Here is a 24,687-nt window from a genome sequence, read left to right on the forward strand (position 1 = left end):
AGGTGTACGTTGGCGTCCCAACAGGAGAAGTCTCATGGAACGCATCACCAACAAGGACTTCGTTGACGTCGAGCGCGAGCTGCAGCACTGGCAGGCCGCGTTCCAGACGGGCGATCTGCCCGCCATCAACTTCCGCCACGAGGTCGCACCGGTCATCCGCCTGGCGTGCGACATCTATGTCCGCAACCCGCATGGCACGCGCACGGCGTGGCTCACCGATCTGCAGTCACGGCTTGCGCTGCGCACCAGCCTGCGTGGCCACCCGGGGTCGGCGGAAATGGCGATGGGCTGCTGGGCGCGCCTGTCCGGACCGGCATTGGCCCCGCAAGCGGGCTGAGACAGCAGGCTGCGGGCAGATCACTCCTCGCCGGCGAGCTGGTTGCCTTCCTGCATCAGCTGATCATTCAACCGGTTCACCAGCGCGATGACCGCATCGGCCAAGGCACGCGCATCGGCGATGGAGCCATGGAAGGCAATGCGGGTGCCCTCCACCCTCACTTCCGCCAATGACAGCTGCGACGCCAACGTCGCGCAGTGCTGCAGGAAGCGGCCGGTCCACTGTTCATCGGGTGCCTGATCGAGCAGCGCGGTGATCGCTTCATCGGCAGTCGCATCGACCTGCTGGTGAAGCCGTGGCACGTCGAACCCAACGATGCGCGGCAGTCTGGACGTGCTCACGTACTTCCCCAAGGGTGTGCAGGACGGCAGTATCGCTGCACCGACCCTCCCGGGCGAATCGTCCGACGTGAACCGTTCATCCGGGCCGGCGATGCCAGGGCCTCGGTCAGCGGAGGCGTGTCGATTCCCGACCCGTCCGCGCGTCAAGAGAAGAAAGGCCGGCCAACGTGGCAGCCAACGCCGATGGACATCCTGATGACGCCGATCCTGACCGCATTCAAGCATTCCCCGGACCGTGGCCAGGGGCTGGCCCGCGACATGCGCGTGCGCTGGGCGTTGGAAGAGCTGGGCCTCGCCTACGACGTCCATCTGCTCACCTTCGAGGAGATGAAGCAGCCGGCGCACCTGGCGCGGCATCCGTTCGGTCAGATTCCCACCTATGAGGATGGCAACGTAGTGCTGTTTGAATCAGGCGCGATCCTGCTGCACCTGGCCGAACAGCGCCCCGGGTTGCTGCCCGCCGATGCCGGTGCGCGCATGCGTGCGATCACCTGGATGTTCGCCGCGCTGAACACTGTGGAGCCGCCGATCGTCGAACGCTCCATGGCGTGGGTGCTGGAACGCGAACAGCCCTGGTACGCGCAACGACTGGTGATGCTGGACGAGCGCGTGCGCAGGCGGCTGAGCCAGCTGTCCGCCCGGCTGGGCGATGCACCATGGCTGGACGGAGACTTCAGCGCCGGCGATCTGCTGATGGTGTCGGTGCTGCTGCGGCTGCAGAGCAGCGGCATCGTCGGCGAGTATCCAGACCTTGCTGCCTACGTTGACCGCGCGACCGCGCGGCCGGCCTACCAGCGTGCCTTCGCCGCGCAGCTGGCGGTGTTCCAGAACCTGTAGCTCCACCCCGCGTTCAGTAGCTCCACGCCATGCGTGGAGTTCGCCATCCATTGGTACTGCAACGCGCAAATCGGCAGCCATCCGCGTGCCACCCGATCTCCGGAAGCAACCGCCACTGGATCAGTGGATGTCCAGCGCGACGATGCCATCCCCTTCCAGGGTGAACGCGTGTGTCAGCACCACCGGGCTGCCCGGAAACGTGCCACTGACCTCCGCAGACACGATGTGGCGACCGTCCTGCACGTGCAGCTGCAGGGGGACCACGTGTTGCTGGTAGGCCGCACGCGTCTGCGCCACCCAGGCGGCAATCGCCGTGTGTCCCCGGTGTTGCTGGCGCTCATCGCCCACCGTCGCGCCTGCGGCAAAGCACTGCTCTACGTGGGTTCCGGGCTCGCCATTGGCCAGCAGGAAATAGCGGGACAACGGCGCGGGAAGATCGATCGACATCGCAGGCACTCCAGGCGGGACTGGCGCTATTCTCGAACCGCACCCTGGCCGCCACAAGAACGCACCTGAAGGTAAGTGACCCACCCCATGAGAAAGGCCTATACCCCTGAGACCGCCGCTGCAGACGTGGCCAGTGCACTCGCACTGCTGGAAGGCCGCTGGAAGCTGTTGATCCTCTTCCACCTGTTCGACGGCAAGGTGCAGCGCTATTCCGACCTGGAGCGGCTCATCCCCGGCATCTCGCAGAAGATGCTGGCGCAGCAGCTGCGTGCACTGGAAGCCGACGGCATCGTGCTGCGCACGGTGTATCCGCAGGTGCCACCGAAAGTGGAGTATCGACTGAGCGCGTGGGGGCAGGCACTGTGCCCGGCACTGGACGCGCTGCTGCTGTGGCAGGAGCAGAAACCAGCGGCAGGCGAGCCATCGGCATGACCACCTTCAGCGCAGCCACCATGCTGCTGCGAATGGTGAACACCCCGTAAAACGGCCATCGCGCGTGCCGCCACGCGCACTGCACCATCACCTACGCTCAGGTTCCGCCCCCTGCCCGGAACCGGATCATGCCCTTGATTGCCATCGCGCTTGCCTCAGCATTGTCCGCCCTGCCCGACATCGGCTGGGAGCGCGAGCGGGCCGAAGATGCCCACCAGCTCATGCTGTGCCAGATCCACCGCGACCAGTTGGCCGATCGCGGGGAGAAGTCGCAGACCTACCAGCAGGCCAAGGCCGTCTGTGATCTGCTCGCCCGCGAGTACAAGCAGAACTGGGATTTCGACGCCCACGACGCGCTGGCGGCGGAGGCAGTGGACTTCTTCGACCTCCTGCAGCGCGGTGAGGCCACGGCAGTGCCACCGCGCAAATCCGATCACGCTCTCGAGTGATCGCCGCCCTGTTGAAGATCAGAGAATGACGGCAGCAAACAGGCCGACAACCCCGATCGTCGTCAGCAGGAACGAGACCACTACCGAGCCGAGCGCACGCAGCGCTGATCCTCCATTCAAGGCCACGAAGGCCCGCATGCGGGCCCACAGGTACCACGCCACCGCCAGCGCGCCGATGGCTGGCGCGGTGAACGGGCCGGCCTGCGACGGGGAAGCAGCTGCCGCCTGCGCCAGCGCGAGTGCCACCACGAAGGGGCATGCGATGAACGCCTGGATGGAGAAGGGCTCGCGCAGCGTCTCGCGGTTCACGGGCAGCCGCTGACGCCGAAGCGTGCCCAGTGCCGCGCCGAGCGCGTACACGCAGAACACCGCAGAGCGGGTGAGCAGCAGCCCCTGCTCGCTGCTGAAAAGCAGCTGCCCTACCGGTGTACTGAGTCGGGGCGAGGACATGCGCAGCGCCATCTCCAGCGCATGGGCGATGGCCACCGACAGGATCAGCATCAGCACCGGGCTGATCGCATCGGAGAACCGCTGGTCCGAATCCTTGCCGAGCTCGCGGCGGGTGTAGAGGGCGACCTCGCCGGGGTGAATCAGTACCCGCCAGAACATCCGCGGATAGAACACCAGCCAGCCGACCAGCTCGTAGAGGAATTCTTCCAGCGATCGCAGCAGTCGTATGAGGTCCATGACCGCTGTGGATAGCGTGCGGCGCGTGAAGCCGGGATCACGGGCGGGGGAAGAGTGGCCGCGCTCTGGTCAGAGCCGATGCCGGCAAGTCCCATCTGCAGGTCCAATCCTGGACGACGTCACTCGCCACGGTTCCCCGTGTCTGTGCTGGCTCGGATGCTCTTCGCCATCGAGTCGCAGAATGCGGCAATCGCTCGAGCTCATTCGCAGACGGAAGCCGCTGCCTCCAGCAACGGCCCCACGGCAAGCGCTGGCGCCGGGCGCTCGGCCGGGAATGCAGCCGCGATTGCCTTGGCTGCGCGGTCAGCGTGCGGCTGGGCATACCATGACGAATCGCTGGACAGCGCTTTCCCACGCACGTCCCGTTCGAACCGATACTGGCCCCAGTAGATGGCCAACGGCTCTTCCAGTGCGTTCAGCGGATTGGGCAGGGCCAGCGCACTGGGGCACAGCTGCGCGAACGCTGCCGCCACCGCCTCCCGGTTGGCAGCAGGCTGCCCCGCCGACAGGAAGTGCGCGTACTCGTGCAGCACGATCGGCGCCCAGTCATCCTGCACGTGCTGCTCGGAGAACAGCACAATGGAGCCACCGCGCAGCTTGGCCTGGGTGCGGTTCGAATACGGCCACCACACGAATCGCACCTGGAAGATGGGCGCGGACCACCATCCGAGCCACAGCGGCTCGCAGGCGTATCTCTTGGTAGAGCCTGGCCGCGCACCAGCGCTCGGCGTAGCGCTTGCCCTGGTCGACGCTCGCCGCCCACACATCCTTGGTCTGCCACATCTTCCGCGCATCGAGATGCACACGCACGCCGCGCCCCTTGGCAGGGGAAACCTGGGCGATCTGCCGGCCGCTCCACCACAGCACCCAGATATCCCTCAGCTGGACCCATCCAGAGGGTGGTGGTGCCGAGCGGAAGCCTTGGTAGCCTTGCATAGAAAGCATGGCCGGAAGGATACGGCCCGGCGTCGCAGATCCTGCGACCGCGCCAGCAACCGGCCTGAATCGCTCACACCTCGACAGGTGTCACATACCGCGCCGCTGTGGGGCTTTACCTACGCCGTTCCGGTCAGTTTTCCGATTGCGCCTATGCCGGGGTGTTGCGACCGTGCGCGGGCAGTGCAGCACTACCACCCTACTCATGGAGAGATGGAAGTGAAATCGAAGCGAAACGACGTCAGAACCGCCAGATCGACCCTTCGCCGCTCACTACTGGGCGCGTCCCTTTGCCTGATGTCAGCCGGCCTTGCCCAAAATGCGTTCGCGGGCCAGTGGGTCCAAACTGGCAGGGTGCTACTGTTAGATTCGGAAGGTATAGCGCCTTACATCGTGTCGTGGACCAACACATGCCAAGGCGGAGTGGCAGGACCTTCGGGCTTCTACACCTACGGGGACTGGGGTCCAGAGGGACTGGGCTCGTGCTCCTCCGACGCAAACACCGGCTGGGCAGCAAATTACGCCGGGAGCGTTGGCTACTGCAGGCCCGAGCCCGAACATCTTGGCGGAGGATATTCCTGCACCGAGTACTCGCACACGTTTGGTGGTCAAACGTACACGGGTGCAATTCCGGCAGCATGTAACGTGCCTGGGACCTATGCCATCAGCTACATGCGACGCGCAGAGCTTGTGTACTCCGGTAACGGAAACATGCCCAATGACTATTATGACCGGGTCAACGAAGTCTCAGCCGAGTTCTACTGCCAGCAGTAGACCGACACAGGACGCTTGACCGTTTCAGAGCCAAGAGTCCCCGCGCAAGCGGGGACACTTGCCTAAATCCCCCGCCAATTTGCCTTGAATCCTGCGAGACATCCTTGGACGCCCATCGAGGCTACCTAAAGGCGTTCGAGTACGGACTTCGTGCAGCGATAATCACCCATTCCTGACCTGAAGAGCTTTGCCGCGCGTGGACGCAGTTGCTTCCTGGGATTGCAGAGAAGCACTCCGGGGATGGTGGCCGCATCTACACAGCGGCCTTGCGGCAGGCGCTCGCGCTGCTCACAAATCAGATCCGGGCGCAGAGCCGGGTGCCTTAGTACCTCAGCCGGAAGACGACACGGTGCCGGAACAGGTGCTGGAGACCCACCGAACCCAGCCAGAACAGCACCAGACCTCCAATTAGGCCGATCCACCAAGTCAGGACTGCGCCCGACCAGAGACCAAAGGTGATCGCGCAGACCAGAATCACCGTCGCCGCCCAACCAGGGATGCCGTACTCGATACGGGCCTTACATCCTCGGCAGACTATCGCGCCGCGTGGCACTCGCCCCATGCACATCGGGCAGGTCATCTGATCATCCATGTTCTCCGCTCCATTGTTTAGACATCTGGAGCGATATCGGCCTACGCGACGAAAACTTGCGTCTTCGATCACAGAGGCCTACTGCTGCCCGCCTGGCGCCCGGCGTGGCAAGGCTAATAGACAGTGCGAACGCATCCGAAATCGATGCGAACGCATCGCGCAAGCAGGACGAACGAATTGGAAGTCAGTCGAACGGCCAATCGAGGCGGTAGCTCGATCCATCGGACGCCCTACGCTTTTAGCGGCACTAGTGATTTAGCGGCACTAGTGACGTCACCGTTACGTCACGGCTCGCAAGGGCTTGAGACCGTCCCCCAACGGTTCCAGCTGCACAACCTGACTCAAGACTCGCGACGCCGACGAGTTCGCTGACCGTATCGGTTAGTCTCTCGCCATGATAGCCACGAGCTTCTCAATGGCTTCCTGGCCGTACTCTCGCGCCAACTGACGCACCTCAAAATCCACTTTGGGCCGGCCGTTCGGCTTGCCCGATTGTCCTGGCTTGAATGCCATAGCTGTCACCTATTTCAGGTGTTACCAATGTGAGCCCGTGCCTTCGGAAAGCCTTGTCCGCATCATACAAGCCCACCTCCTCGACATGTCGCCGGAGGAAGCTGGCGGCCATCTCGGTAATGTCCAAGCCCCCCCACCCTGCGTTGGCTCGGAGCATCACTGCAGCGAGGCCCTTCACGGCTGCGGGAGATAGAGACAACGACATAGCCATTCCCTACGTTCAGCCACAAGCATGCGCAGCCTGGGCGGCGCTTCGTACAGAATCGGGTTGTTCGTCATCCCTGCGAATGCCGGCTTGACATACTCGTCAGTCTGCCGAGGACTCGCAACCGATTACCGCGGCATATGCGGATATTTGTGGATCCGGCGATCCACTATTCAAAGTGGTGATGTAGCTAGCTGCCGATCAATAGCTGGTGGCCATGAAGCATCAAGAGAAGCGCTGAAATTTTTCGACTTCTTTTTCGCCGGCACAAAAAAGGCACCTGGGCCGATGCCTAAGTGCCTGATTCGTTGGTGGCCCACCAGCAACCACAACGACAAGGCAAGCGATTGATTTTATTCATATTAAATCTACTTCAATCCACTTTAGACTCACTAATCGACTCACTTCCCGAGCACCTAGGCCGAGGGGTCCAGTGCTGTCCGGTCGCCAACTCTGCGCCACTACCGCAATCCTCCGTACCCGGCCATTTCGCAGCGCGCTATATCCCTGGACTGTCACCTCGATAGCTCAGCTTCATCCCTGCGCCTGGGGCCGGGCCACATAGCAGTCAACCGTTGAGCCCGTCGTCTCAGCCATTTAATCTTCCTACGGCCTCGCTATGGACTCGAAGATGGACTTAGAGAAGATTCAATCGATCATCCGCGACTTCAGGGATGAACGGGACTGGAAGCAGTTCCACAATCCCAAGAACATGGCGATATCAATTTCACTGGAGGCTGCAGAACTCCTAGAACACTTCCAGTGGAGGACGCCTGACGAGAGCATGGCGCACGCAAAATCGGCAAAGGACGAGATCGCACTGGAGATGGCTGACATCGCGATCTACCTCATAGAGATGGCTGATGACATTGGCATTGACTTGGAAGGGGCGATTCTGGCCAAGCTTGAGCTGAATCGTAAGAAGTACCCAGCGGACAAAGCGCGTGGGAACGCGAAGAAGTACACGGAGTTGGATCAATGAGACTGGTACTGCAGCCCTGCGGGAATACTGAGGCGTTGAGGCATTATCAGGAGACCGTCTCCACGCTAGTGCTGATGAGTCGTGTCCTCCCCCATCTCCCCAGCGACGAAGCAGACGCTGTTGCCAAGACCTTTGGTGATGAGATCGCCATCTGGGGCGTCACACCAGGCGAGGGCAACGCGAACGTCAGGTACTGGAAGCAAATGGCCCCTGGGGACATTTGCCTCTTCTACAGAGATGGTGGGTTCTTCATGAAAGGCGTCGTAACCTATTCGACCCACAATCGCGCTCTTGCAGAGGAGCTTTGGGGAGCTAGGAAGAAGGACGGTGCCACATGGGAATACGTGTTCTTCCTCGACGACCTCGAGGCTATCGATCTGCCGATCAGTGATTTCAATGACCTTTCTGGCTATGCACCAAAGTACAGAGTGCAGAGGTTCAGCGTCCTATCTGAAGTTTTGAGCTCCCAGGTCCTCTCGGGGCTACCAACTAGCGACTATTTGGGCCCCCAATTGCTCACGAAAGAGCGACTGAACGAAGCTCAGGACAAGCTTAAGGCCCTTGCTGGCAGAGAGCTTGATTCAATATCGAAAGGCGCAAGAAGAGTCGAGCAGCAACTTCTTCGGAGCATCCATCTTGGTGGAATGGCCACTGCACCCTGCACGATCTGCGGCCGAATGCTGCCTGTGGATCTACTAGTGATTGGACATATCCAGAAACGCAGCAAATGCAGTGCAGAGCAGAAGCTGGATCAATCTAACGTCATGCCTGTCTGTCTTGCTGGCTGTGATCGACTCTTTGAGAATGGCTATATCTACGTGGATGGCAGTGGAACGATTAGGTCGGCGGAGCGAAAGACGGCCACTCCAGACGTGAACGAGCTTCTGTCATCAATCATCGGGAAGATCTGCAGCAACTGGAACGAAAAGTCCGCGACGTACTATCAATTGCATGCGGACTCTGCCCGGACAAAGTAATGCACCTTAGCCACTGGCATGTGCCGGAGCGTTCTCTGGTGAGTGGGATGCGGGACTACAACTGAAGAAGGGATTGGACCATGGGCTCTTCTGCACTGGAACATGAGATCGCGGCCTTACGACAGCAGCTTTCAGTTTTGCGGCTAGATCTTTCCGGCAAAGACTGGCTCACCGTTGACGAGGCAGCCTGCTATTGCGGCGTGTCGGCGAGCCAGTTCAATGCCAGGGCACATGAATACGAGCTCGTGCCACGTAATTTCATGGGCAAGAAGCTCTATGAGAAAGCGGCCCTCTACCAAGCAATCTACGGCGCCAAGGCTTGGTCGCGGTCATCCGCAACTTCCGCTCCTAGTTTGGTGGCAACCTCCCCCCAGATGGAGCAGGCTCTTGCCCGCCTTAGGCGCTATGACCAACGAAAGAGGAAGGGCTGATGGATCAGGCTGACAAGCTGATGACGCTCGCGCAGGCAGCTGAGCTTTGTGCATGCCATCCTCGAACCCTTCGCAGGGCGATCAACGATGGCCAGCTCACCGCGATGCGTCTGGGGCAGGGCGCGAAATCGGATCGAATTCATGCCGCCGATCTAGAGGCATGGTGGCAGCGGTCGCGGTACGTGCCCCCACCCATGCCGGTCCTCCCGAAAGTATCTTTCACCAAGCCACTCACATCATCTGCTGAGGAGCGGATTGCAGAACTACTGGCAACGAAGCGAACCAAGTCCGCTGACAGGACGGCGACTGTGCGTCGAAAAAGGAAGTAGTCCGTGAGGCGGAAATGTCCAGGGACCGGACTAGCGCGTCTGCAGGCCTTCGCGGCTAGGGCCAGATCGTCCTGCGCCGCAGATCGTTGCGGCACCCTCTCATCAGCTGAAGAAGCCAAATGGTGCAACTCGCGCGCCTCCTTGGCCATCGTAGTGGCGAAAGTTGTTGAGCTTGAGTCTGCGAGCAGGCACCGGATCCCAGTGCCGTTGTTCGCATCCCGCAACGGCTATGAAGCCTTGATGTTGGCTTTCATCCAGTCGCTGACACTTTCGAGCTTCACCCCAGTCTTCGCATTGAACGTCTGATCCAACTCCCAAGACACGCCTCTGCCCTGCGCAAAGGCGGCCCGGTACTTCCTGATCATATTGGTCGGGTCATCGCCCAGTTCTTGCATCAATTGGGGAACGTCCCACACAGCGAAGTCGAACGGGGTGCCAAAATGCTGTTCCAAGATGGCCGGCAGCGCTTCATACCGAAGCGTGTCACCCGCCAGATAGACGATCTCGTTGCGAATCGCAGGCGTGTGGAAGACGATCTGAGCGGTCATTGCGCCAATGTCATCGGGCGTGGTGAGCGTCACAGCGTTAGTCGGGGAACCCAGGGCATTCACACTTTTACCCTTAAGATCGATGACACCAAATTCCGGCTCGAAGAGATAGCTGGTGAACATCCCGGTGGAAATGACAACCCAGTCCATCGCGGACTGCGAACGCAGATAGTCGCGCACATCGAGCTGGGCATCGAACAGATCCTGCGGACCACCGCGCCCGATTGCGTCGAAGTCCACACCGAATTGCCAAGGGAAGTACCTCGGGATACCCGACTTCACTGCAGCACGCGCAACCTTCATTGGCGTGTCGCGGCCAGCCGCGTAGCCCGTGCAGCCAATCACAGTGTCGTACTTGGAGAACATGACCGCCAACTCGTCCACACCGGCAGCCACCAAGTCGCCAGAAACAATGGCCACACCCAGCGAGCGGATCTCATCAACCACGACGCGCTTCTCAGGCAAGCTCGAATCAATGGAAGCGGATCGGAGCATCACGCTGATGCTTGCGCCATGCTCCTTGCCTAGACGGGCGAGATTCCGAATAACTGGCATTCCGAGCTCACCGGCACCCAGGACCAGGATCGCGCGGGATTGGATCGGGGTAGACATTCAAACCACCATGTGTGTGTACGATGGCGGCGATTCTGGCCCCCTCCTCATCGCGACGTAAGAAGGCACACCGATGATACCGACCGTACCGTTCATGAGTTCTGACGAGCTCCTGCGGCATTCCCAATCGATATGCGACGGCATGAGCGCGGACGACGACGGCCTTCGGCGAGAGGTTCTTGCACACGCTGGCAGCCGCTGGTCGCTTGGCATCATTCATGCCTTGGGCGTGTACGGAACACTGCGTCACGCCGATGTTGCGCGGAGGATGAAGGGAATCACCCAGCGCATGCTGACACGCACCCTCCGCCAGCTGGAAAGGGACGGCTTGATCTACCGACACGATTTCCGAGAAGTTCCCCCTCGCGTTGAGTACAGCATCACCCCGCTGGGCAAAGACCTTCTAGTTCTGATGATCCCCATGTGGACTTGGGTCGTGCAGCACGCCGAGGAGTTCCGACAATGCCGTGAGATCTACGACAGCAACCACGCCTCCGTTGTACCTGACTCGCCTCGAGACAACGAGTCTCAATAGCGAGGAATCACCTGTCCTCGTCCCGCCCTTACCCAAGCCTTCATCGGGTCCTTCGCCCTGCGCTTGGTCGCCGCCGGCGGCTTGCGCGGCGCCAGCGCTTCCTTGACGCGCTCCAGTTCCTTCGCCCCCGCCTCGGCCAAACGCCGGGCCTGCTGCAGCTGTTGGGGTGTCGGCGGCAGGCCGGGCAGCGGCGGTAGAGGTTCCCTCGGGGAGTCATCCACCATCCGTGCCACAGCGGCGCGCAGCCGCATCTCTGGGTAGAGCCTGGCCGCGCACCACCGCTCGGCGTAGCGCTTGCCCTGGTCAACGCTCGCCGCCCATACATCTTTGGTCTGCCACATCTTCCGAGCATCGAGGTGCACACGCACCCCGCGCTCCTTCGCCGGCGAAATCTGGGCGATCTGCCGACCGCCCCACCACAGCACCCAGGCGTCCCTCAACTGGACCCAGCCAGAGGGTGATGGTGCTGAGCGGAAGCCTTGGTAGCCGTGCGAGGGGAGCATGGGCGGAAGGATACGAATGGCGGTCGCAGAGGCTGCGACCGCCGTTCATCCGCTGAGGAACTCGGGATGGGCGCTGGGCGGTACGACTTCTCCTGACGGGAAACGCAAAGCCACGGCCCTTACGGAAGTTGTAGACTCCGCCTTCACAAAAAACGAACGCTAGGAGTTCGGGCATGGCCGATACGGGTTTGTTCCTCCTCAGCGACGTATTTGGCCAAAAAGACGACAGCGGCCGTCTGCTGCAGGTAACCCACGTTGTGTGCCGTTGCCTGGAATGTTCATGCCACTTCACTGGCCGGCCCGATGAAGGCCTCATCGATATCCCAGGTGGCGCAATCCTTAGTTGCCCCAAATGCTCAAATCGGCAAGCCATCAGCATGGCCAGGTTTGCCGACTTCTTGCAGAAGAACCTTTCGTCCTAGGCGTTCGACGGCCCGCTGCTGTCTGCCAATCAAGCAGCGATTGCGAATGGCTCAACAAGCGCCCACAACAGATCCATGCCAGTCGCGTTTAACGCCTCTGCGTTTCCACGCTGCTTGAAGCCCGTCCAGTCAGCGTGGGCCAGTGCTCGCAGCTGATCCGGCTCTACAGGTAACCATCGCATTGGCCAAAAGGGCAACCGCCGCTGACCAGCCCTGCCCTGCTGCAACTCAACCAGCGCGTTGTGGCTGCTCGCTCCCAGCACACGCGAATAGGCCACAGATAGTCCATCTTCGGGACCTTCCAAGTACTGGAGAAACCTGTGTCCATCGAAGAGCAGGACACCGGTCACTCCTGCTCCCCTGTTGAATCGGCATGCGTCGTCCACGATCTGGTCCAACTTGCCGCTGGCTAAGCCAAGCTTGTCTCCGGCGATATCAGGTCCGGCTTCACTGGCATACACAACCGCCCGAATGGGCATGACGCACCTCCTTGGTGAGCGGCGACCCTACCAGTGGTGGACTCAACCAAGTGTGGAGAAGCGAGCGAGATCTTTAACGCTTCAGGTTCGCGAGTTGCCGAATTCGGACCTTCGTCACAAGATCGAGGCAACCAGCCATGCAACATGCACTGAATTCCCGGTACACGGCTATGCCAGACACAGGTCTCTTCTACGTTCTAGACATCGACCCCATGCGCGACCAGCACGGGAATATCCAAAGCGTCATCGCGATCAGCGTCCGCTGTAACAGCTGCCAGCACGTCACTCACTCGACCGGTCCCAGCCTCGAATCCATGCCGGGAGGGACCCTTCTCGCTTGTGCCCAGTGCGGCGGGCGCCAGGCCGTGAGCAATGCTCGGCTGGTTGAGTGTGATCACGTACTGGGTACTCCCCTCTCCCAACCCCATAGCGCCTGAAAAGCACCGTGGACAGCGAATCGCAGCACTGGACTGACTATTAGAGTGGTCCCAGGTCCTTCACCACTGCCTGCGCATTCTGCAGATGCCCGGCCAGCAACCGACCGCCAGCCACCACTCGCCCCACCCGACTGTTGAGCCAAGCGGCTTGGATCTTTCCGGCCGCGAGCAAATCGGCTTCGGCAAAGCTATCCGGCCTACCAGCCAACGGTTCTCCGGGCGAAGCCAAGCCTCTCTCCAGGGGTTGAACCAATGTTTTGCGCGAACTGTCGCTCTTGGCATACGCCGTGGCCACCATCCTGCCGTTCTTCGGCGACCAGCCCCCAAGCACCAACTCGGTCCCAAGCTGTTCGAGCGGAAGACCCGCCTCGACTGCCGCCTTCTCGTAGTTCGGCCACAACTGGTCAACGACTCGCCCCAGCTCAGCGGTGAGTTGCTCCATCGTGAATTCCGCTCGGAAGCTGGCCTGCAATGCCAACTCGTAGATGCGGAGGAAGAACTGTGTTGAGCCGCGCGTGGCCAGCACTAAGTTGTGCTGAGGGATCAGCAACAACTTTGCACCTGCGGAATGGGCACCAGTGCGGGCATCCTCGGCCAGGGTATCTACCGTCACCACGAGGTGGTCACGATTGAGCAAAACGTTGAGGATGCTCATAGGCGGGTCCGTAGGCTTATGCCGACTATCTCCGCTATTCAGTCACCTGTCTAGAGACGCCGATGTCAGAAGCAATCATCGAAATACTGCAGCGCCTTGAAGCCTGCGAGGCGTCTTTGGAGGCCCATCGCGGCTACCTGAAGGCGTTCGAGTATGGACTTCGTGCAGCGGTAATCACCCATCCCAGACAGGAAGAGCTTTTCAGCGTGTGGACGCAGTTGCTTCCTGGGATTGCAGAGAAGCACTCCGGGGATGGTGGCGCCATCTACACAGCTGCTCTGCAGCAAGCGCTCGCGCTGCTCACAGATCAGATCGGGGCGCAGAGCCGGGTGCCTTAGTACCTCAGCCGGAAGACAACACGATTCCGCAACAGATGCAGGAGACCTATCAGCCAAGGTAGAGCAGCACCAAGCTCTGAATTAGGCCGATCCACAGAGTCAGAAGCGCTCTCGACCACCGGCGATGATCCATCGCCGGTGTGCCAGTTCCGCTTTATTTCAGCAAAGGCAACTGACCGCCCTGCTCATCCCTAAGGACTTCAGCCCGCCGAATCATTTGCTGGACCTCGGACGATGCATTCATGTGCAGGATCTCCACCTCTGGGTGAGAGTTGGAGAACACCCTGAAAATCTCATCTGCGAATGCTTGGCCGATGCTCGAAACACCGGAAAAATCCAACACTACGCTTCGGAAACGATCCACGCGCTGCATCAGCCGTTTTGCTTGAGATCTTGATACCAAGTTCTCATCACCAACTTTTGTCAATCGAACAGGGACAATCGTCTTTGCAAAATTGTAGTCGTCTGGACCACTCGAGAACTCATCGAATACGTCCTTGATTAGCCGTGTACTGTCTCGCTTGATGTCCATGTACACAAATGTTCCATCGCGCACTTCCGCTTCATCCAGTTCTTCAAGCTCATCAAGCACATCAAGCTCTTTCCCGTCCAAGTGATCAAAAAAAAGACCTCGGGAACGGATCTGGAAGCGATCAAAAACTCGAGACGTAAAGAAGATCCCCTCTCCAGAATGAAGTGAAGGCGCAGTCGTGAGCTTTCCTTTCGAAAGTTCTAACAATGCAAGCCGATCATCAGGAAGATTCAAGGCAGTAGATATCTTCCGGAAGATGCCCACTCCTTCATCTGCAATCGCAATCGAGAGTCGATCAGCGCTCAGGTTCATGTAGACGAACACAGTCTCGGAGTCGGAATGGTCCAGAGCGTTGTTGATGATCTCAGTAACCCCATAGTTCGCGATATCCAAGATGTTGCGGGGTAGACCATCCAGGAGCGGTGCGAGTTCAAAGGACCACACCCTATCTTCCGACAGCCCTTTCGTCTTAAAGCTGCGGATGAAGCGTCGGTTGGGCCCCAGCTCGTAGTGCGGCCGGGTAGTCCCATTTTTCAGGAGGTAGCCTTCCTCAACTAGTTGGCGGACCTGAGCAGAGATGTGGGCCCGGGAAAAACCAAGCTGGGCCGATACGACTTTGACCAACTTCTCAGGGAACAAAGGAGCTGCCCTCAGAAGGGCCGTCTGGATTTCTTGGGAGCGGTTTGGTCTGGCCATCAGAGGATTGTATAGCTAAAAGCAAAAACTTGCTACTAAAGAGGTCATCACTTGCTACTTATGCAAAGCCAATGCACCAACAGATCCATCACAAACATGAACGCTTCCACTCTTTTTCTGTGTCTTACGCCGACCAGCGAGCAACATCTGCTTAGGCGATGCGAACGCATTGCGAACGCATCGGTCAAGCATGGCGAACGCATTGGATGCCAGTCGAGCAGGTGATCGAGGCGGTAGCTCGATCCATCGATGGCCTTCCGCTTTCAGCGGCACGAGTGACGTCACCGTTACGTCACTGTTACGTCACGATCCAGAAGGGCTCGAGAACCGCTTTCCAACGGTTTCGGTTGCGCAACCTGACTTAAGGCTTGCGACGCCGACGAGCTCGCTGACCGTATCGGTTAGTGTCTCGCCACTTCAGTACCTCCCCGGCTACCCATGTGGCCGGGCGCATGGTCAGGCGTACCGGGAAGTCTGGGCGACACGCCACCGTCTCAAGAACGGATCGAGGCGTCAGCCCAAGGAGTTCTCCCACGGCGCTCGCATTTATCGCTCTGAGTTCAAATGGCACTAGGCTGCCGTTCTCGTTCATGACCGCGCCCTTGAATGAGGTGGCGCCTCTCAGCCTAGCTCAGGATTTTGCCCCTGTCGCCCGCCCAAAAAATAGGACTCGAACACCCTTGTGCTGCATCGATCTTGGAGCCTCTGGCGTAAAGGCAAGCCCAGATTCTTCTACGCCCGGCGCACGATGCGCAATGCTGTGAAGGACGGATGCTGAGCCAGGAGGAGCGGTTCGGCCTACACAGCCTGAAGCATCGAGGAGCCACCGACACCAAGGGCGACAAGAAGGAAGCCAGTGGTCACAAGACGACGCAATGATGCACGTCTACGACCATTCATTGCCCACAGTGCCTGAATCTGGTTCAGGCACCAGCTGCGGATCAGGTTACGGGGAACCCGTAGAAGGAGCCAAGGGCGCCTGTCAGCAGTGACACCGCTGCTGTGACAGTGATTTTCCAAGTATCAGCAGCGGCCTTCCCCAGCATTGTGCCGAACCACTCTCGCACCCGAGGCCCAAGCTGCTTTGTCTTGGACGGTTCGTCGCCGTCCGACTTGATGGCCTCAGCCAGCGCGCCGGTCTCCTCGTCACCAATTCCCGACTGCTTAAGTACCTCGATCAACGAGGCCAGATCGCCCGCCGCAAGGCCATAGCTCACCGTTGCCACGTTATCGTGGCCGATCTGAAAGACATTGTTGTTCCCAAAAACAGCACCATTCAGCAGGTTTGTTATCTTTTCGTTCATCTCGGGACTGATCGGCTTTGCTGCACTGTCGTCGGCAGGAAGGGTCTCTTGAACTTCCAAGCAGAACTCAAGAAGCCTGGCTCTGATCTCCACAAGGATCTGCTCGTAGGCGCCCAACGGCGGCCTCCCTACGAGGTCTTCGATGTGAAAGGTGTCAGGGAGGATTGAGCTGAAAAGCAGCCCCATTTCGACGGGGAAATGTTCTCCCACGTCTTTTCCAATCCAAGACTGGATCGCACTCACGCCCTGCCGAACACTCGACTTCGTAAAATGCTGGCGCTGTTCGGGGGTCAAATGGACTAGCGGCAGTGGTCGATTCGGCTGGCGGTACAGGCCGTTTGAAAGTGTTGCGACCAAGGTGAGATCTATCGTTCTATACCCCGGAACCTCAACGTCCTTGGGGTAGCCCGACAGCTCAAACCGGCACCAATCTGCAAGCTGCTTATTACCAAGCCGGCTGGCAAGGATCCTTGTTTTGACCAATGCATCTGCAAGGTCTGGCTGTTCCTTAGCCAGTGTGCCGACAACTTCAGCAGCAAGATTCATTCAGTGCCCCCTTTGCGCGGAGCATAGCTGAATGGAAGCCCCCAAGGAGCCTTATTCCGGAGGAATTTCCGGAGATATGTGTGCTGAGGCGCCTGAACATCCGTAACTAATTGATTCCAATGGCGCGCCCGACAGGAATCGAACCTGTAACCGCCGGCTTAGAAGGCCGGCGCTCAATCCAGCCATCGGACGGCTGGCGAGCCCATACATGGGACGGACCCTCCAAGCCCGCTTAGTCGCGCTGCGGCTGCTGGTAGGCTACCCCTAAATGCCAAGGATCTGGCCATGCGTAGACTGCGGCTCACCGCCCTGCCCTTCATCGTCGTGCTTGGGAGCTGCTCCAGGCAGCCCGACACATGGACCGCCTTCGTCTATCCGCCCGGGAAGTCCTTGGCCGCTGAAGATGCCTCCAAGGCGATCTACGGCCACTACGAGTCCTTCGAGCAGTGCCAAGACGCCTCTATTGGCGCTCTGCGGCAATTGGCCTTCCAGCATCAATCCGACGACGTCGGGAGCTACGAATGTGGCGTCGGATGTCGGTACGAAAAGGAGTGGGACATGTACGTCTGCAAGGAGACCCGGAAGTAGGTCTAGTGCAGCGAGTGCTGATCTATGACTGAGTGAAACACGTCGATCTCAACCAGCCACCGGCCGTTGCTAAAACAGCTAACCAGGCCACATTGGCAGTGTCCGCCCGTCCAGGCAGGGCAGCGCCCGTCGTGCAGGTCGTAGGCCTTCCAGGGTTCGCCGATAGCGTCCTTTGCCACCTCCGCCCTGCCCTCGAAGTCCTCCGGCAGACACTGCCGCTCAGCGGCATACACCACGTAGGTCACGCCGTCCCAAGCCTCTTGGGATCTATCTGTTTCTACGGTAGAAATTGGCGTTTGATCATCAGCCACGGTCGCCCTCCGGCTCGGAGTCTGGCGTCATAGCCACCAGTTGCACGGTGATGGCCTGGACGGGCACCGAATCAGGGTCTACCCCCACCGACTGGACCGGCTTACCGTAGCCACGGTCCAGCAGTGCCTCGCTGGCCGCCTTAGCTAGAGCAGGGTTGTCGCCCCGCATGATGGCTACCAGCTTCTCAATGGCCTCCTGGCCGTACTCCCGCGCCAACTGACGCACCTCAAAGTCCACCTTGGGCCGGCCGCTCGGGTTGCCCGATTGTCCTGGCTTGAATGCCATAGCTGTCACCTATTGTTTTCAGTTGTTACCAATGTGAGCCCATGCCTACGGAAGGCCTTGTTCGCAACATCCAAGCCGACCTCCTCGACATGTCGCTGGAGGAAGCTCGCGGCCATCTCGGTGATGTCCAGCCCGCCCAGGTAGACACGTTGTCCCGCATTGGCTCGGAGCATCACTGCAGCGATGCCCTTCAAGGCTGCTGGGGATATAGACGACGACATAGCTACCTCCTCGGTTCTGCCACCCATCAGTTCTGGTTGAGGCCGCGTCGATTGATCTTTTCCAGGAACGAGCCCCGAGCGCCGCCGTTGTCCATACCGCTGCTTGGACGGAAACTGCCCACCTGCATTGCTCGGTTGGCGCCTGCGCTGCCACCACTGCCAGTTCCGCCACCTGCTGCACTGCCCCCCGGCGAGTAGTTGCCGAAGTTAAGGTTCGACCCCTGCCCTTGCTGGATGCTCTGGCCCCAAGTGCTGGCCGGTGCCCAGTTGCCAGGGATGCTCGCCATCCCATTGCCAAACTGGGAGTTGCCGAAGTTGTTAACCGATCCCTGCCCCTGCAGGTAGCCATTCCATGTGCCACCCGGAGACTGACTTGGGAAGCCAAGGTTAGAGGCCACTTGAGGCGCCGGCGCGGCGGCCGGGCTCGTCCCGAAGGTAGGCCTGGTGTAGCCAGGGATCGGAACCGCCTCCATTTGAGGAAATTCAGGGTCCGGGCCATAGCGGTCCACGAGTTTGTTAATTCCACGCCCAGCGAGCTGACCGGCCAGGGGCCCTGCAAAAGCAGTGATCAGCCACCTTGCCGCCGTGCCAATCGCACCAGCCTGTACGTTTCGGTAGTGGCCAGTCACTGGGTTGTAGTTGTTGCTGCCAGCCAGAATGCGTTCACCGGCTCTGCCAGCTGCACGCCCCAAGAATGAACGTTGTGCCATTTGTACCTCCAGGGCATATCGGTGCCCAATTTGTTTGGCTTCAGGATCGAAGGGACAACGCGGGTGTATGCTCCGCTGGTCCCTGATTGGATGAACTGCGATGGACGCTTGGCAGAAGACTTCCTATCCCCTCCCCAAACCTTGGGAGGAGAAGCACCTTGCCGATGACCGGAAGCGCGGCCGCTATGGCCTGGTGTTCTGCGCCCTACTCGTCGCGGTCCCCGTCTTGCTTATTGGCTTAGCAGTTCTCGGATTTATGGGCTTCGCCGTCGCTTCGTAGCTTCGAGCTGTTCCGCAAACTCCGCTACGTCGTCGTTTCCTTCCGACTCGGCAATACGACGCAGCGTTTGAGCCTGAGAGATCAGCTCCCCGACCGGCTTCTCTCCGTTCTGGGCCACCCAGCGCACAAATCCCGGGCTGGTCATCAAGCGACCGAGGCCGTTGAAGGCTGCGGCCAGCGAGGCGGAACTGGTGACAATCCCCGCCGCGAGCAGCGGACTCCCTGCCGCTAGTGCACTCGCTGCACTACTCGCTGTACCTGCCGACTGCGTGATGAGCGAAATCAGCCGCCCCGAGCCAGACGGGTTGCGGAACACCGCGCTCCCCTGCCGGATTCTGTCAGTCATGCGAGCGATCTTGTCCATATCCTGACGGAAGCCCATCCCATGGCGGTCAAACAACACCCGCTTAGCCTCCGGGCTCATGTTCGCCCAATTGGTCAGAAACGTTTCCATGCTGAAGACGTCGCTATCGGCGTTCTGCTGGCTGCCAGTTGCCCGGCCCATTCGGCGAATGAAGGAAGCTGACATCTCTCGCTGCGCATCTTTCGGAAGGGACTGCATCACTGCATGTAGCGTCGTGGCCCCTTCCTTCGTGTTGCCAAACGCGGCCTTGTAGACGGCCTCCGGACCGCCACTCTTGTCCACTACATGGGCGATGGAGTCGATACGGTTGCTTCTGGCCGCGTAGTAGGCATTTGCCCGCTTCCAGGCCTGCTGCGCCTCCGGAGTCGTAGCGGCCGCCTCCATATCCCGCGTGAGCGCTCCGTAGAGCGCCTTCCACTTGTCCCGTGGCACACTATCCGCCAAGGAGTAGTTGTCTAATTCCTTGCCCACAAGCGTCCGCAGCTTGGTCAACGCCACGTACGGAATCTGGTTGTCCGCCATCCCTGCGATTGCCGTCTTGACCTGCTCGTCAATCTGCCGAGGACTCGCAACCGGTTGCGAGGCACGCATCCCCAATGTCTGGAGACGCATGTTCTCCGCCCGAGCCTTCTCAGCTTGCGCGTTGAGTTGCTGCCTAAGCGTGTCAGCCTGTTGGCGGACATCCGGGCGCTGCAGGGCGGCCTCCGCACCCCCTATGTCCTTCGCTAACGCAGACTCAATGCCTTGGATTCGCGCATTCTGGAAGAGCTTGGCAACATTTGGCGCCCCCTCAATGGAAGCATTGAGATCAGACAGTGCCTGCTTGGTGTTCTCGACCTGAACCCGCGTACCCGGCGCAACTTGCTGGGATACCCGGTCATATAGCTCATCAGCCTTCTTCGCTGTCTTTGGAACGAACGCCACCGGACTCTTGCCCTCAACACCCTCCAGGACAGCTCTACCGGCCTGTTCGGGACTCATAGGCCGACCGCGCGGGGAAAGCTGTTCCGCATAGCGCTCAATGGCCTGGCCAGTAGCGCTGGACTGCTTGGCCCCCAGCCGTGCAATCGGGCCAGCGCCACCAGGCACATTACCAAGCATCGTCTCCATAGCCTGGGAGAGCCGGCCGCCAGTCGCTTGGCCAACACTCGGTGTGGTCCCTGCAGCGGCAAAATCGGTGATTGCTCGGTCGATGTCTTGGGCAGTCACTCGTTCACCCGCAGCGTTACGCCCTCTGAGAGCTCCCCGCGTCACGTCTGCAACCGTCTGCGGGACGAACCCGCTACGCATACCGGGAAGTGCCGAGATGGTGCCCGGCGCGAAGCCGCCAACAACGCCTGCCGCGATTTGGGCGGCGGTCCCGCCACCAGCCTCTCGGACGGCGGAACTAGCCCCAGTGCCCGATACGGTGGCTGCAGTCTGTAGGACCGGGTTGGCAGCGAAGAACTCGCCAGCAGCCTGCGTGAGGCCGCGACCGCCACTCGCGGCGGTGCCCGCTCCCAGCGTCAAAGCAGTGCCCGTCAAACCTTCGCCGATGTCAGAGACGATCCGCTGAGCCTTGGTCTGGGGCCGCTGCATCCCTAGGTCATCCGCAATCTGTTCGCCGATCTGACGGTAGGATGCCGTAGGAACAAAGCCATCACGACCGGCTGCAATGTCTCCTTCAGTCGGCACATGGAACTGTCGCCGAATCGGATCTACGACGTAGTGATTGAACGCATCGCCGCCAATGGCACCCAGCAGCCCACCGACACCCTGCAGTACCTGCCGCCCTCCGTATTGGCCCAGCGACCGACCGACTGCAGTGCCCGGCTGGTCAGCAGTACTCTCCCAACTGGAGGTCACATCGCTGAAGTCGGGTCTCTCCGCCTGCACTGTTGGGAGCGTCACAATGTCATCGGGTTGGTCAAACTGGTCGAAGGCGTTCTGACCAGAGCTAGTCAGATCTTGCGCCGGGCCATCGAACTGATCGAATGGATTGTTCGCCATTGGTTACCTCAGGTAGTCATCAGCGCTGACGCCATACTTTTGCTCGAAGGCCGCGCGCATGTTCGGGTTCTTTCGGAGGAAGTCCACCGCTGCCGGGGGCACTTGGCCTGCCTTGCGAGACGACGAGCCCCTGCCCACGATCCGCTCTGGCGAGTAGTTGTATTCCTTTGCCAAATCGGAGTACTGCTCCCGGTAGCCGTCGATCTGCTGCTGTGCCTGATCCCGCAACCCCTTCGCGGAGCTAACGAAACCGGTTCGCTGCTCGGGATTCAGTCGCTCACCGTTGACGGCTTTGTTGTAAGCATTTCGGATCTGATCCGGTACGCCTGCGGCGTTCTGTGCCGTGGCGAACTCACCCTCCCGAACCACAGACGCGGGATCAAGCATGCGCATGTAAGAAAAGATCAGCGCCAGATCATTCTGTGCAGAGGGGCTCTTTGCCGCCTGTGCAATTTGGCCGTAAGAGTTAACGACTGTCTGAGCACCCTTGATCTGCGTCGTGTACTCCTTCCGCAGGTCTTGCTCTGCTTTTGCCATATCACCTGGAGCTGGATTGTTCTTCCGATCTGCCGGGCCACCAGGGATGGCCTCAAGCTGTCGACCGTCCACAGTGAAGCGATATCCAGCTGGCGGCTGGCGCTCTGTCTGGCTAGACGAACGTTCGGCCCGGAAACCAATGTCCGGCCCTGCCACCTTTCCCTGACCAGCCCGGGCCAGAACCTTCGGGATATACGCCCGAGTCTCGGCGGGGGCATTGGCCAATACAGCATCTACATCGCCGCCGTGCTTCTGCATGGCGCGATCCACGTTGCCAGGGCCCCAGTTGTAGGCAGCCAACGCCAAACGGGGATCTCCGTACTGGCGATGCATCGCACCGAGGAAATCCTTGCCCACGCGCTCCATCTCGGCGGGTGACTGATCGCGGGCAGGCGCCACGCCATAGCCCGGATCGCGGAGAGTACCGGGCATGGTCTGCATGGTGCCCATGGCACCCTTGCTGGACACAGCAGCAGGATTACCGCCCGACTCGACCTGCATCACAGCCTGCTCCAAGTTGGGCAGAACGTCAGCTCCCAGCGTTCCAGGCGAAGCTTGCGAATCCTGCCAGAACTCTGGTGAGAGCATCCCAGCCTTTGGCATCTGCTTGTCCATGAAGTTCGGGGACAGCATGCCTTGGCTGATCACATTGCCATTGAGATCGCGCATCTCCTGAGTAGCGATATTGCGCAATACCGTGAGATAGCCAGGCTCCTTCGTGCTCGGATTCCTATAGGGGATCTCCATGGGGTCCCACTTCGGCGCTGGCTGAGCCTTCTGACGAAACTCCAACGCGCCAACAGGATCAACATTCGCCCAGCGACTCCATGAGTCCTCATTGAGTGATCTGTCGGGATTGAGCACCCCTTGCTGTGCCGCCTCGATTGCCGCGTTGCGCTCCATACCCTGACGGGTGCGGCCGAGGATCTCCTCCTTGTAGCGAGAGTTCTCCGCAGCGGTGACACCTTGGTTTGCAGCCAGCAGCCCTCCCTCAATGCCATTTGCCAGGGCAGCACCGAAGTTGCCTCCTGCCGGGCGAAGCATGGCAAGACCAGCCGACAACAGGCCTTGCCTCGCGATTGCGCCCTGGTCCTGCTCAGTCATGTTTTGCCATCTCGGCGTGATTCTGCCGAAGAAGTTCTTGATGTGAGGATTCATGTATTTCCTGCGATTCAAGGCGTCTCATACGCCGGGAAGGGATAGGCGGCGCCACCTTCCGATGGCGCCGCCAAGGAGCCCGCCCTTGGGTAGTAGAGCCCCTATTACTTAAGGCGTTTGGCGGGTGTAAATCGCTCCCGCATCGAGTGGCCTGCCTGTCCGCATAATGTCCGCATCCAGGTAGGACAAGGCGTGGCTTGCATGTCACTCGTCTCCGGACAGGTTCGGCAGCTTGCCCTCGCCCACCTCCCACCCGCTGCTTTCACCGAGCTCCTCCAGTAGCGCGTAGCAGGCTCGCTCCAGCCAGTCCCAGAGGATGGCCTGCACCTTGGACACCAGATCCCGATACGTGGACTCTCGCATTCGGAACGAACGCGCACCGTCTCTATAGCTTCGAGCCTCCCTAGGCTTCAGAAGCTTGGCCGCAGCCTCTCGAGCTACTTCCGGCCTGTGTCCCATGGCAGACAGGTACATCTCAACCTTGGGCCAAAACTCCATCCGTTGAGTGGCGTAGACCATCAGCCAAGCTTCGAGCGGGCCATCAAGTGATGCCTCGGAAAGCGCCAGCAGCACAGGGCGTACCGGCCTCACAGCAGGGATGACTACGGTGCCCGCAAACTTGTGGTTATCCCAACGTCGCACCCGTCGTACACGCGTGGCGCACGCGTCGGCACGCATGTTCGCCTTGCGATCAAAGTCCTCCGCCAAGGAACGGGCGTCCGCACGGATGCCGCGCAGTGCGATAGCCCTGGAGGCTGCATGTGAGGGGAGATATCTCCTAGCGTCCTGCACCACTCTTCCTCGCGAGTGAATAGCGAGCCCATCGGGATCAAAGGCCCCATCCTCATCTGACAAGGACTCCACCCACGACGCCTGCCACGACACCGCCATGCAGGGCCCACAACCGAATGCAGCAGCCAATGCCCTAGAAGCTCGATCCACGTTGATCGAACCCTCTGTCCAAGGCTTGGCAAGACCGGGAGCTTCCGGGGCTTGCACCTGCTTGGACCGGGCTCGGTACTGTGCCGACTGGTTCAAGGGGCGCCCCCCTCAAGCCAAGGCTTCAAGAAGATCTGAAGCGGTGAAGAGCGCGCTCCGCTTGGTAGATATCTATAAGGGAGTACACATAGCGACCTCGGGCAGGTGTGGATAACCACCTGACTAGCCCACATAGCGAACTCACAGGTCTGTATGTGGGCCAACTGTTTCGAGAGTTGGCCTACATAGCGACCTAGTTGGCCCACATAGCGACTAGCCATTGTGATTTCGCCTCCAGTGATTGGGGGCTGTCACGGTCGATGGCTCAAGGTGCTTCTCTGATTCGTCAATCGCGTAGTAGGTGAGCGCGAACAGGCTGCACATGTTCT

Annotated in this window: 28 protein-coding genes and 1 tRNA gene; 11 read left to right on the forward strand and 18 right to left on the reverse strand. The window is 60.1% G+C overall.

All coding sequences use genetic code 11. The annotated features are described in order from the left end of the window. Window positions 1-34 precede the first annotated feature (34 nt). Entirely contained in the window at window positions 35-337 is a 303-nt protein-coding gene (locus tag CR918_RS16575; RefSeq protein ID WP_025879036.1) for a hypothetical protein, read from the forward strand. Between the two features lie 20 nt (window positions 338-357). On the opposite strand, the gene CR918_RS16580 is transcribed toward CR918_RS16575, so the two are convergent. Continuing rightward, entirely contained in the window at window positions 358-678 is a 321-nt protein-coding gene (locus CR918_RS16580; protein ID WP_080149919.1) for a hypothetical protein, read from the reverse strand. Between the two features lie 195 nt (window positions 679-873). Between CR918_RS16580 and CR918_RS16585 the strand changes: the two genes are divergently transcribed. Beyond that, window positions 874-1,515 (forward strand): glutathione S-transferase family protein, encoded by a 642-nt coding sequence (locus CR918_RS16585; RefSeq protein ID WP_099844403.1) that lies wholly within the window; start codon window positions 874-876, stop codon window positions 1,513-1,515. Between the two features lie 120 nt (window positions 1,516-1,635). Here the strand turns inward: CR918_RS16585 and CR918_RS16590 are convergent, their stop codons facing one another. Beyond that, complete coding sequence (locus CR918_RS16590) at window positions 1,636-1,962, reverse strand: nuclear transport factor 2 family protein (protein ID WP_099843778.1); 327 nt, start codon at window positions 1,960-1,962, stop codon at window positions 1,636-1,638. A gap of 87 nt (window positions 1,963-2,049) precedes the next feature. Here CR918_RS16590 and CR918_RS16595 point away from each other — a divergent pair, with 87 nt between their 5' ends. Together CR918_RS16595 and CR918_RS16600 are read left to right on the forward strand one after the other, a co-directional pair. After that, entirely contained in the window at window positions 2,050-2,394 is a 345-nt protein-coding gene (locus CR918_RS16595; protein ID WP_025879040.1) for a winged helix-turn-helix transcriptional regulator, read from the forward strand. 128 nt (window positions 2,395-2,522) lie between these two features. After that, window positions 2,523-2,843: a hypothetical protein gene (locus CR918_RS16600; protein WP_025879041.1), complete on the forward strand. Its 321-nt coding sequence runs from the start codon at window positions 2,523-2,525 to the stop codon at window positions 2,841-2,843. Window positions 2,844-2,861: 18 nt separating this feature from the next. Here CR918_RS16600 and CR918_RS16605 read toward each other — a convergent pair whose 3' ends face one another. The 4 genes from CR918_RS16605 to CR918_RS21445 form a co-directional block, all read right to left on the reverse strand. Then, the gene (locus tag CR918_RS16605; protein ID WP_080149773.1) at window positions 2,862-3,530 is read right to left on the reverse strand and encodes a hypothetical protein; all 669 of its coding nucleotides are present in this window, start codon (window positions 3,528-3,530) and stop codon (window positions 2,862-2,864) included. A gap of 200 nt (window positions 3,531-3,730) precedes the next feature. Next, window positions 3,731-4,162, reverse strand: a complete 432-nt coding sequence (locus tag CR918_RS16610; RefSeq protein WP_243379125.1) for a hypothetical protein — start codon at window positions 4,160-4,162, stop codon at window positions 3,731-3,733. 1,400 nt (window positions 4,163-5,562) lie between these two features. After that, on the reverse strand, window positions 5,563-5,832 hold the full coding sequence (locus tag CR918_RS16630; protein WP_099843782.1) for a hypothetical protein: 270 nt from the start codon (window positions 5,830-5,832) through the stop codon (window positions 5,563-5,565). A 381-nt stretch (window positions 5,833-6,213) separates the two neighbouring features. Continuing rightward, on the reverse strand, window positions 6,214-6,345 hold the full coding sequence (locus CR918_RS21445; protein WP_415847022.1) for a DUF5681 domain-containing protein: 132 nt from the start codon (window positions 6,343-6,345) through the stop codon (window positions 6,214-6,216). 836 nt (window positions 6,346-7,181) lie between these two features. Between CR918_RS21445 and CR918_RS16635 the strand changes: the two genes are divergently transcribed. From CR918_RS16635 to CR918_RS21450, 4 genes are all read left to right on the forward strand, one after another. Next, on the forward strand, window positions 7,182-7,532 hold the full coding sequence (locus CR918_RS16635; RefSeq protein WP_099843784.1) for a nucleotide pyrophosphohydrolase: 351 nt from the start codon (window positions 7,182-7,184) through the stop codon (window positions 7,530-7,532). Beyond that, the gene (locus CR918_RS16640; protein WP_099843786.1) at window positions 7,529-8,509 is read left to right on the forward strand and encodes a hypothetical protein; all 981 of its coding nucleotides are present in this window, start codon (window positions 7,529-7,531) and stop codon (window positions 8,507-8,509) included. The genes CR918_RS16635 and CR918_RS16640 overlap by 4 nt, the downstream gene beginning before the upstream one ends. Before the next feature lie 80 nt (window positions 8,510-8,589). After that, a complete protein-coding gene (locus CR918_RS16645) occupies window positions 8,590-8,940 on the forward strand; it encodes a hypothetical protein (protein ID WP_099843788.1) in 351 nt (116 codons plus the stop codon). Between the two features lie 20 nt (window positions 8,941-8,960). After that, window positions 8,961-9,269 carry a helix-turn-helix domain-containing protein gene (locus CR918_RS21450; protein ID WP_080277666.1) on the forward strand — a complete coding sequence of 103 codons (309 nt, stop codon included), beginning with the start codon at window positions 8,961-8,963 and terminating at the stop codon, window positions 9,267-9,269. Window positions 9,270-9,496: 227 nt separating this feature from the next. On the opposite strand, the gene CR918_RS16655 is transcribed toward CR918_RS21450, so the two are convergent. Next, window positions 9,497-10,429, reverse strand: a complete 933-nt coding sequence (locus tag CR918_RS16655; protein ID WP_099843792.1) for an aromatic alcohol reductase — start codon at window positions 10,427-10,429, stop codon at window positions 9,497-9,499. 142 nt (window positions 10,430-10,571) lie between these two features. Between CR918_RS16655 and CR918_RS16660 the strand changes: the two genes are divergently transcribed. Further along, entirely contained in the window at window positions 10,572-10,964 is a 393-nt protein-coding gene (locus CR918_RS16660) for a winged helix-turn-helix transcriptional regulator (protein WP_243379180.1), read from the forward strand. On the opposite strand, the gene CR918_RS16665 is transcribed toward CR918_RS16660, so the two are convergent. From CR918_RS16665 to CR918_RS16685, 3 genes are all read right to left on the reverse strand, one after another. Beyond that, window positions 10,958-11,467 (reverse strand): hypothetical protein, encoded by a 510-nt coding sequence (locus CR918_RS16665; RefSeq protein WP_099843796.1) that lies wholly within the window; start codon window positions 11,465-11,467, stop codon window positions 10,958-10,960. The genes CR918_RS16660 and CR918_RS16665 overlap by 7 nt on opposite strands. Window positions 11,468-11,918: 451 nt before the next feature. Beyond that, the gene (locus tag CR918_RS16675; protein ID WP_099843799.1) at window positions 11,919-12,368 is read right to left on the reverse strand and encodes a BLUF domain-containing protein; all 450 of its coding nucleotides are present in this window, start codon (window positions 12,366-12,368) and stop codon (window positions 11,919-11,921) included. 477 nt (window positions 12,369-12,845) lie between these two features. After that, a complete protein-coding gene (locus tag CR918_RS16685) occupies window positions 12,846-13,460 on the reverse strand; it encodes a hypothetical protein (protein ID WP_099843803.1) in 615 nt (204 codons plus the stop codon). Window positions 13,461-13,522: 62 nt separating this feature from the next. Here CR918_RS16685 and CR918_RS16690 point away from each other — a divergent pair, with 62 nt between their 5' ends. Next, window positions 13,523-13,798, forward strand: a complete 276-nt coding sequence (locus tag CR918_RS16690; protein WP_099843805.1) for a hypothetical protein — start codon at window positions 13,523-13,525, stop codon at window positions 13,796-13,798. A 154-nt stretch (window positions 13,799-13,952) separates the two neighbouring features. Here the strand turns inward: CR918_RS16690 and CR918_RS16695 are convergent, their stop codons facing one another. The 3 genes from CR918_RS16695 to CR918_RS16710 form a co-directional block, all read right to left on the reverse strand. Continuing rightward, window positions 13,953-15,026 (reverse strand): STAS-like domain-containing protein, encoded by a 1,074-nt coding sequence (locus tag CR918_RS16695; RefSeq protein WP_099843807.1) that lies wholly within the window; start codon window positions 15,024-15,026, stop codon window positions 13,953-13,955. Between the two features lie 941 nt (window positions 15,027-15,967). Further along, window positions 15,968-16,876 carry an AbiTii domain-containing protein gene (locus CR918_RS16705; RefSeq protein WP_133119696.1) on the reverse strand — a complete coding sequence of 303 codons (909 nt, stop codon included), beginning with the start codon at window positions 16,874-16,876 and terminating at the stop codon, window positions 15,968-15,970. A 120-nt stretch (window positions 16,877-16,996) separates the two neighbouring features. Next, window positions 16,997-17,070: transfer RNA gene (locus CR918_RS16710), tRNA-Arg, on the reverse strand. Window positions 17,071-17,161: 91 nt separating this feature from the next. Here CR918_RS16710 and CR918_RS16715 point away from each other — a divergent pair. Next, complete coding sequence (locus CR918_RS16715) at window positions 17,162-17,464, forward strand: hypothetical protein (RefSeq protein WP_099843811.1); 303 nt, start codon at window positions 17,162-17,164, stop codon at window positions 17,462-17,464. Window positions 17,465-17,767: 303 nt separating this feature from the next. Here CR918_RS16715 and CR918_RS16725 read toward each other — a convergent pair whose 3' ends face one another. From CR918_RS16725 to CR918_RS21190, 5 genes are all read right to left on the reverse strand, one after another. Next, entirely contained in the window at window positions 17,768-18,061 is a 294-nt protein-coding gene (locus tag CR918_RS16725) for a DUF5681 domain-containing protein (RefSeq protein ID WP_099843815.1), read from the reverse strand. A gap of 247 nt (window positions 18,062-18,308) precedes the next feature. Beyond that, window positions 18,309-18,992, reverse strand: a complete 684-nt coding sequence (locus tag CR918_RS21080; RefSeq protein ID WP_133119697.1) for a hypothetical protein — start codon at window positions 18,990-18,992, stop codon at window positions 18,309-18,311. Between the two features lie 254 nt (window positions 18,993-19,246). Continuing rightward, window positions 19,247-21,625 carry a hypothetical protein gene (locus tag CR918_RS16740; protein WP_099843821.1) on the reverse strand — a complete coding sequence of 793 codons (2,379 nt, stop codon included), beginning with the start codon at window positions 21,623-21,625 and terminating at the stop codon, window positions 19,247-19,249. A gap of 3 nt (window positions 21,626-21,628) precedes the next feature. Next, a complete protein-coding gene (locus tag CR918_RS16745; protein WP_099843823.1) occupies window positions 21,629-23,320 on the reverse strand; it encodes a lytic transglycosylase domain-containing protein in 1,692 nt (563 codons plus the stop codon). Between the two features lie 204 nt (window positions 23,321-23,524). After that, entirely contained in the window at window positions 23,525-23,683 is a 159-nt protein-coding gene (locus CR918_RS21190) for a hypothetical protein (RefSeq protein ID WP_165780908.1), read from the reverse strand. Window positions 23,684-24,687 lie beyond the last annotated feature (1,004 nt).

This window comes from Stenotrophomonas indicatrix, from assembly GCF_002750975.1.
GTDB classification, from domain to species: Bacteria; Pseudomonadota; Gammaproteobacteria; order Xanthomonadales; family Xanthomonadaceae; genus Stenotrophomonas; species Stenotrophomonas indicatrix.

Excerpts from the sequence above, each read along its gene's own strand:
- CR918_RS16595 (WP_025879040.1), top strand. The coding sequence starts at position 2,050 with ATGAGAAAGGCCTATACCCCTGAGACCGCCGCTGCAGACGTGGCCAGT.
- CR918_RS16695 (WP_099843807.1), bottom strand. The coding sequence starts at position 15,026 with ATGGCCAGACCAAACCGCTCCCAAGAAATCCAGACGGCCCTTCTGAGG.
- CR918_RS16640 (WP_099843786.1), top strand. The coding sequence starts at position 7,529 with ATGAGACTGGTACTGCAGCCCTGCGGGAATACTGAGGCGTTGAGGCAT.
- CR918_RS16575 (WP_025879036.1), top strand. The coding sequence starts at position 35 with ATGGAACGCATCACCAACAAGGACTTCGTTGACGTCGAGCGCGAGCTG.
- CR918_RS16630 (WP_099843782.1), bottom strand. The coding sequence starts at position 5,832 with ATGGATGATCAGATGACCTGCCCGATGTGCATGGGGCGAGTGCCACGC.
- CR918_RS21450 (WP_080277666.1), top strand. The coding sequence starts at position 8,961 with ATGACGCTCGCGCAGGCAGCTGAGCTTTGTGCATGCCATCCTCGAACC.
- CR918_RS16645 (WP_099843788.1), top strand. The coding sequence starts at position 8,590 with ATGGGCTCTTCTGCACTGGAACATGAGATCGCGGCCTTACGACAGCAG.
- CR918_RS16665 (WP_099843796.1), bottom strand. The coding sequence starts at position 11,467 with ATGCTCCCCTCGCACGGCTACCAAGGCTTCCGCTCAGCACCATCACCC.
- CR918_RS21445 (WP_415847022.1), bottom strand. The coding sequence starts at position 6,345 with ATGGCATTCAAGCCAGGACAATCGGGCAAGCCGAACGGCCGGCCCAAA.
- CR918_RS16655 (WP_099843792.1), bottom strand. The coding sequence starts at position 10,429 with ATGTCTACCCCGATCCAATCCCGCGCGATCCTGGTCCTGGGTGCCGGT.
- CR918_RS16585 (WP_099844403.1), top strand. The coding sequence starts at position 874 with ATGACGCCGATCCTGACCGCATTCAAGCATTCCCCGGACCGTGGCCAG.
- CR918_RS16725 (WP_099843815.1), bottom strand. The coding sequence starts at position 18,061 with ATGGCATTCAAGCCAGGACAATCGGGCAACCCGAGCGGCCGGCCCAAG.
- CR918_RS16605 (WP_080149773.1), bottom strand. The coding sequence starts at position 3,530 with ATGGACCTCATACGACTGCTGCGATCGCTGGAAGAATTCCTCTACGAG.
- CR918_RS16740 (WP_099843821.1), bottom strand. The coding sequence starts at position 21,625 with ATGGCGAACAATCCATTCGATCAGTTCGATGGCCCGGCGCAAGATCTG.
- CR918_RS16705 (WP_133119696.1), bottom strand. The coding sequence starts at position 16,876 with ATGAATCTTGCTGCTGAAGTTGTCGGCACACTGGCTAAGGAACAGCCA.
- CR918_RS21080 (WP_133119697.1), bottom strand. The coding sequence starts at position 18,992 with ATGGCACAACGTTCATTCTTGGGGCGTGCAGCTGGCAGAGCCGGTGAA.
- CR918_RS16715 (WP_099843811.1), top strand. The coding sequence starts at position 17,162 with ATGCGTAGACTGCGGCTCACCGCCCTGCCCTTCATCGTCGTGCTTGGG.
- CR918_RS16590 (WP_099843778.1), bottom strand. The coding sequence starts at position 1,962 with ATGTCGATCGATCTTCCCGCGCCGTTGTCCCGCTATTTCCTGCTGGCC.
- CR918_RS16660 (WP_243379180.1), top strand. The coding sequence starts at position 10,572 with ATGAGCGCGGACGACGACGGCCTTCGGCGAGAGGTTCTTGCACACGCT.
- CR918_RS21190 (WP_165780908.1), bottom strand. The coding sequence starts at position 23,683 with ATGCGAGAGTCCACGTATCGGGATCTGGTGTCCAAGGTGCAGGCCATC.
- CR918_RS16600 (WP_025879041.1), top strand. The coding sequence starts at position 2,523 with ATGCCCTTGATTGCCATCGCGCTTGCCTCAGCATTGTCCGCCCTGCCC.
- CR918_RS16745 (WP_099843823.1), bottom strand. The coding sequence starts at position 23,320 with ATGAATCCTCACATCAAGAACTTCTTCGGCAGAATCACGCCGAGATGG.
- CR918_RS16690 (WP_099843805.1), top strand. The coding sequence starts at position 13,523 with ATGTCAGAAGCAATCATCGAAATACTGCAGCGCCTTGAAGCCTGCGAG.
- CR918_RS16635 (WP_099843784.1), top strand. The coding sequence starts at position 7,182 with ATGGACTTAGAGAAGATTCAATCGATCATCCGCGACTTCAGGGATGAA.
- CR918_RS16675 (WP_099843799.1), bottom strand. The coding sequence starts at position 12,368 with ATGCCCATTCGGGCGGTTGTGTATGCCAGTGAAGCCGGACCTGATATC.
- CR918_RS16685 (WP_099843803.1), bottom strand. The coding sequence starts at position 13,460 with ATGAGCATCCTCAACGTTTTGCTCAATCGTGACCACCTCGTGGTGACG.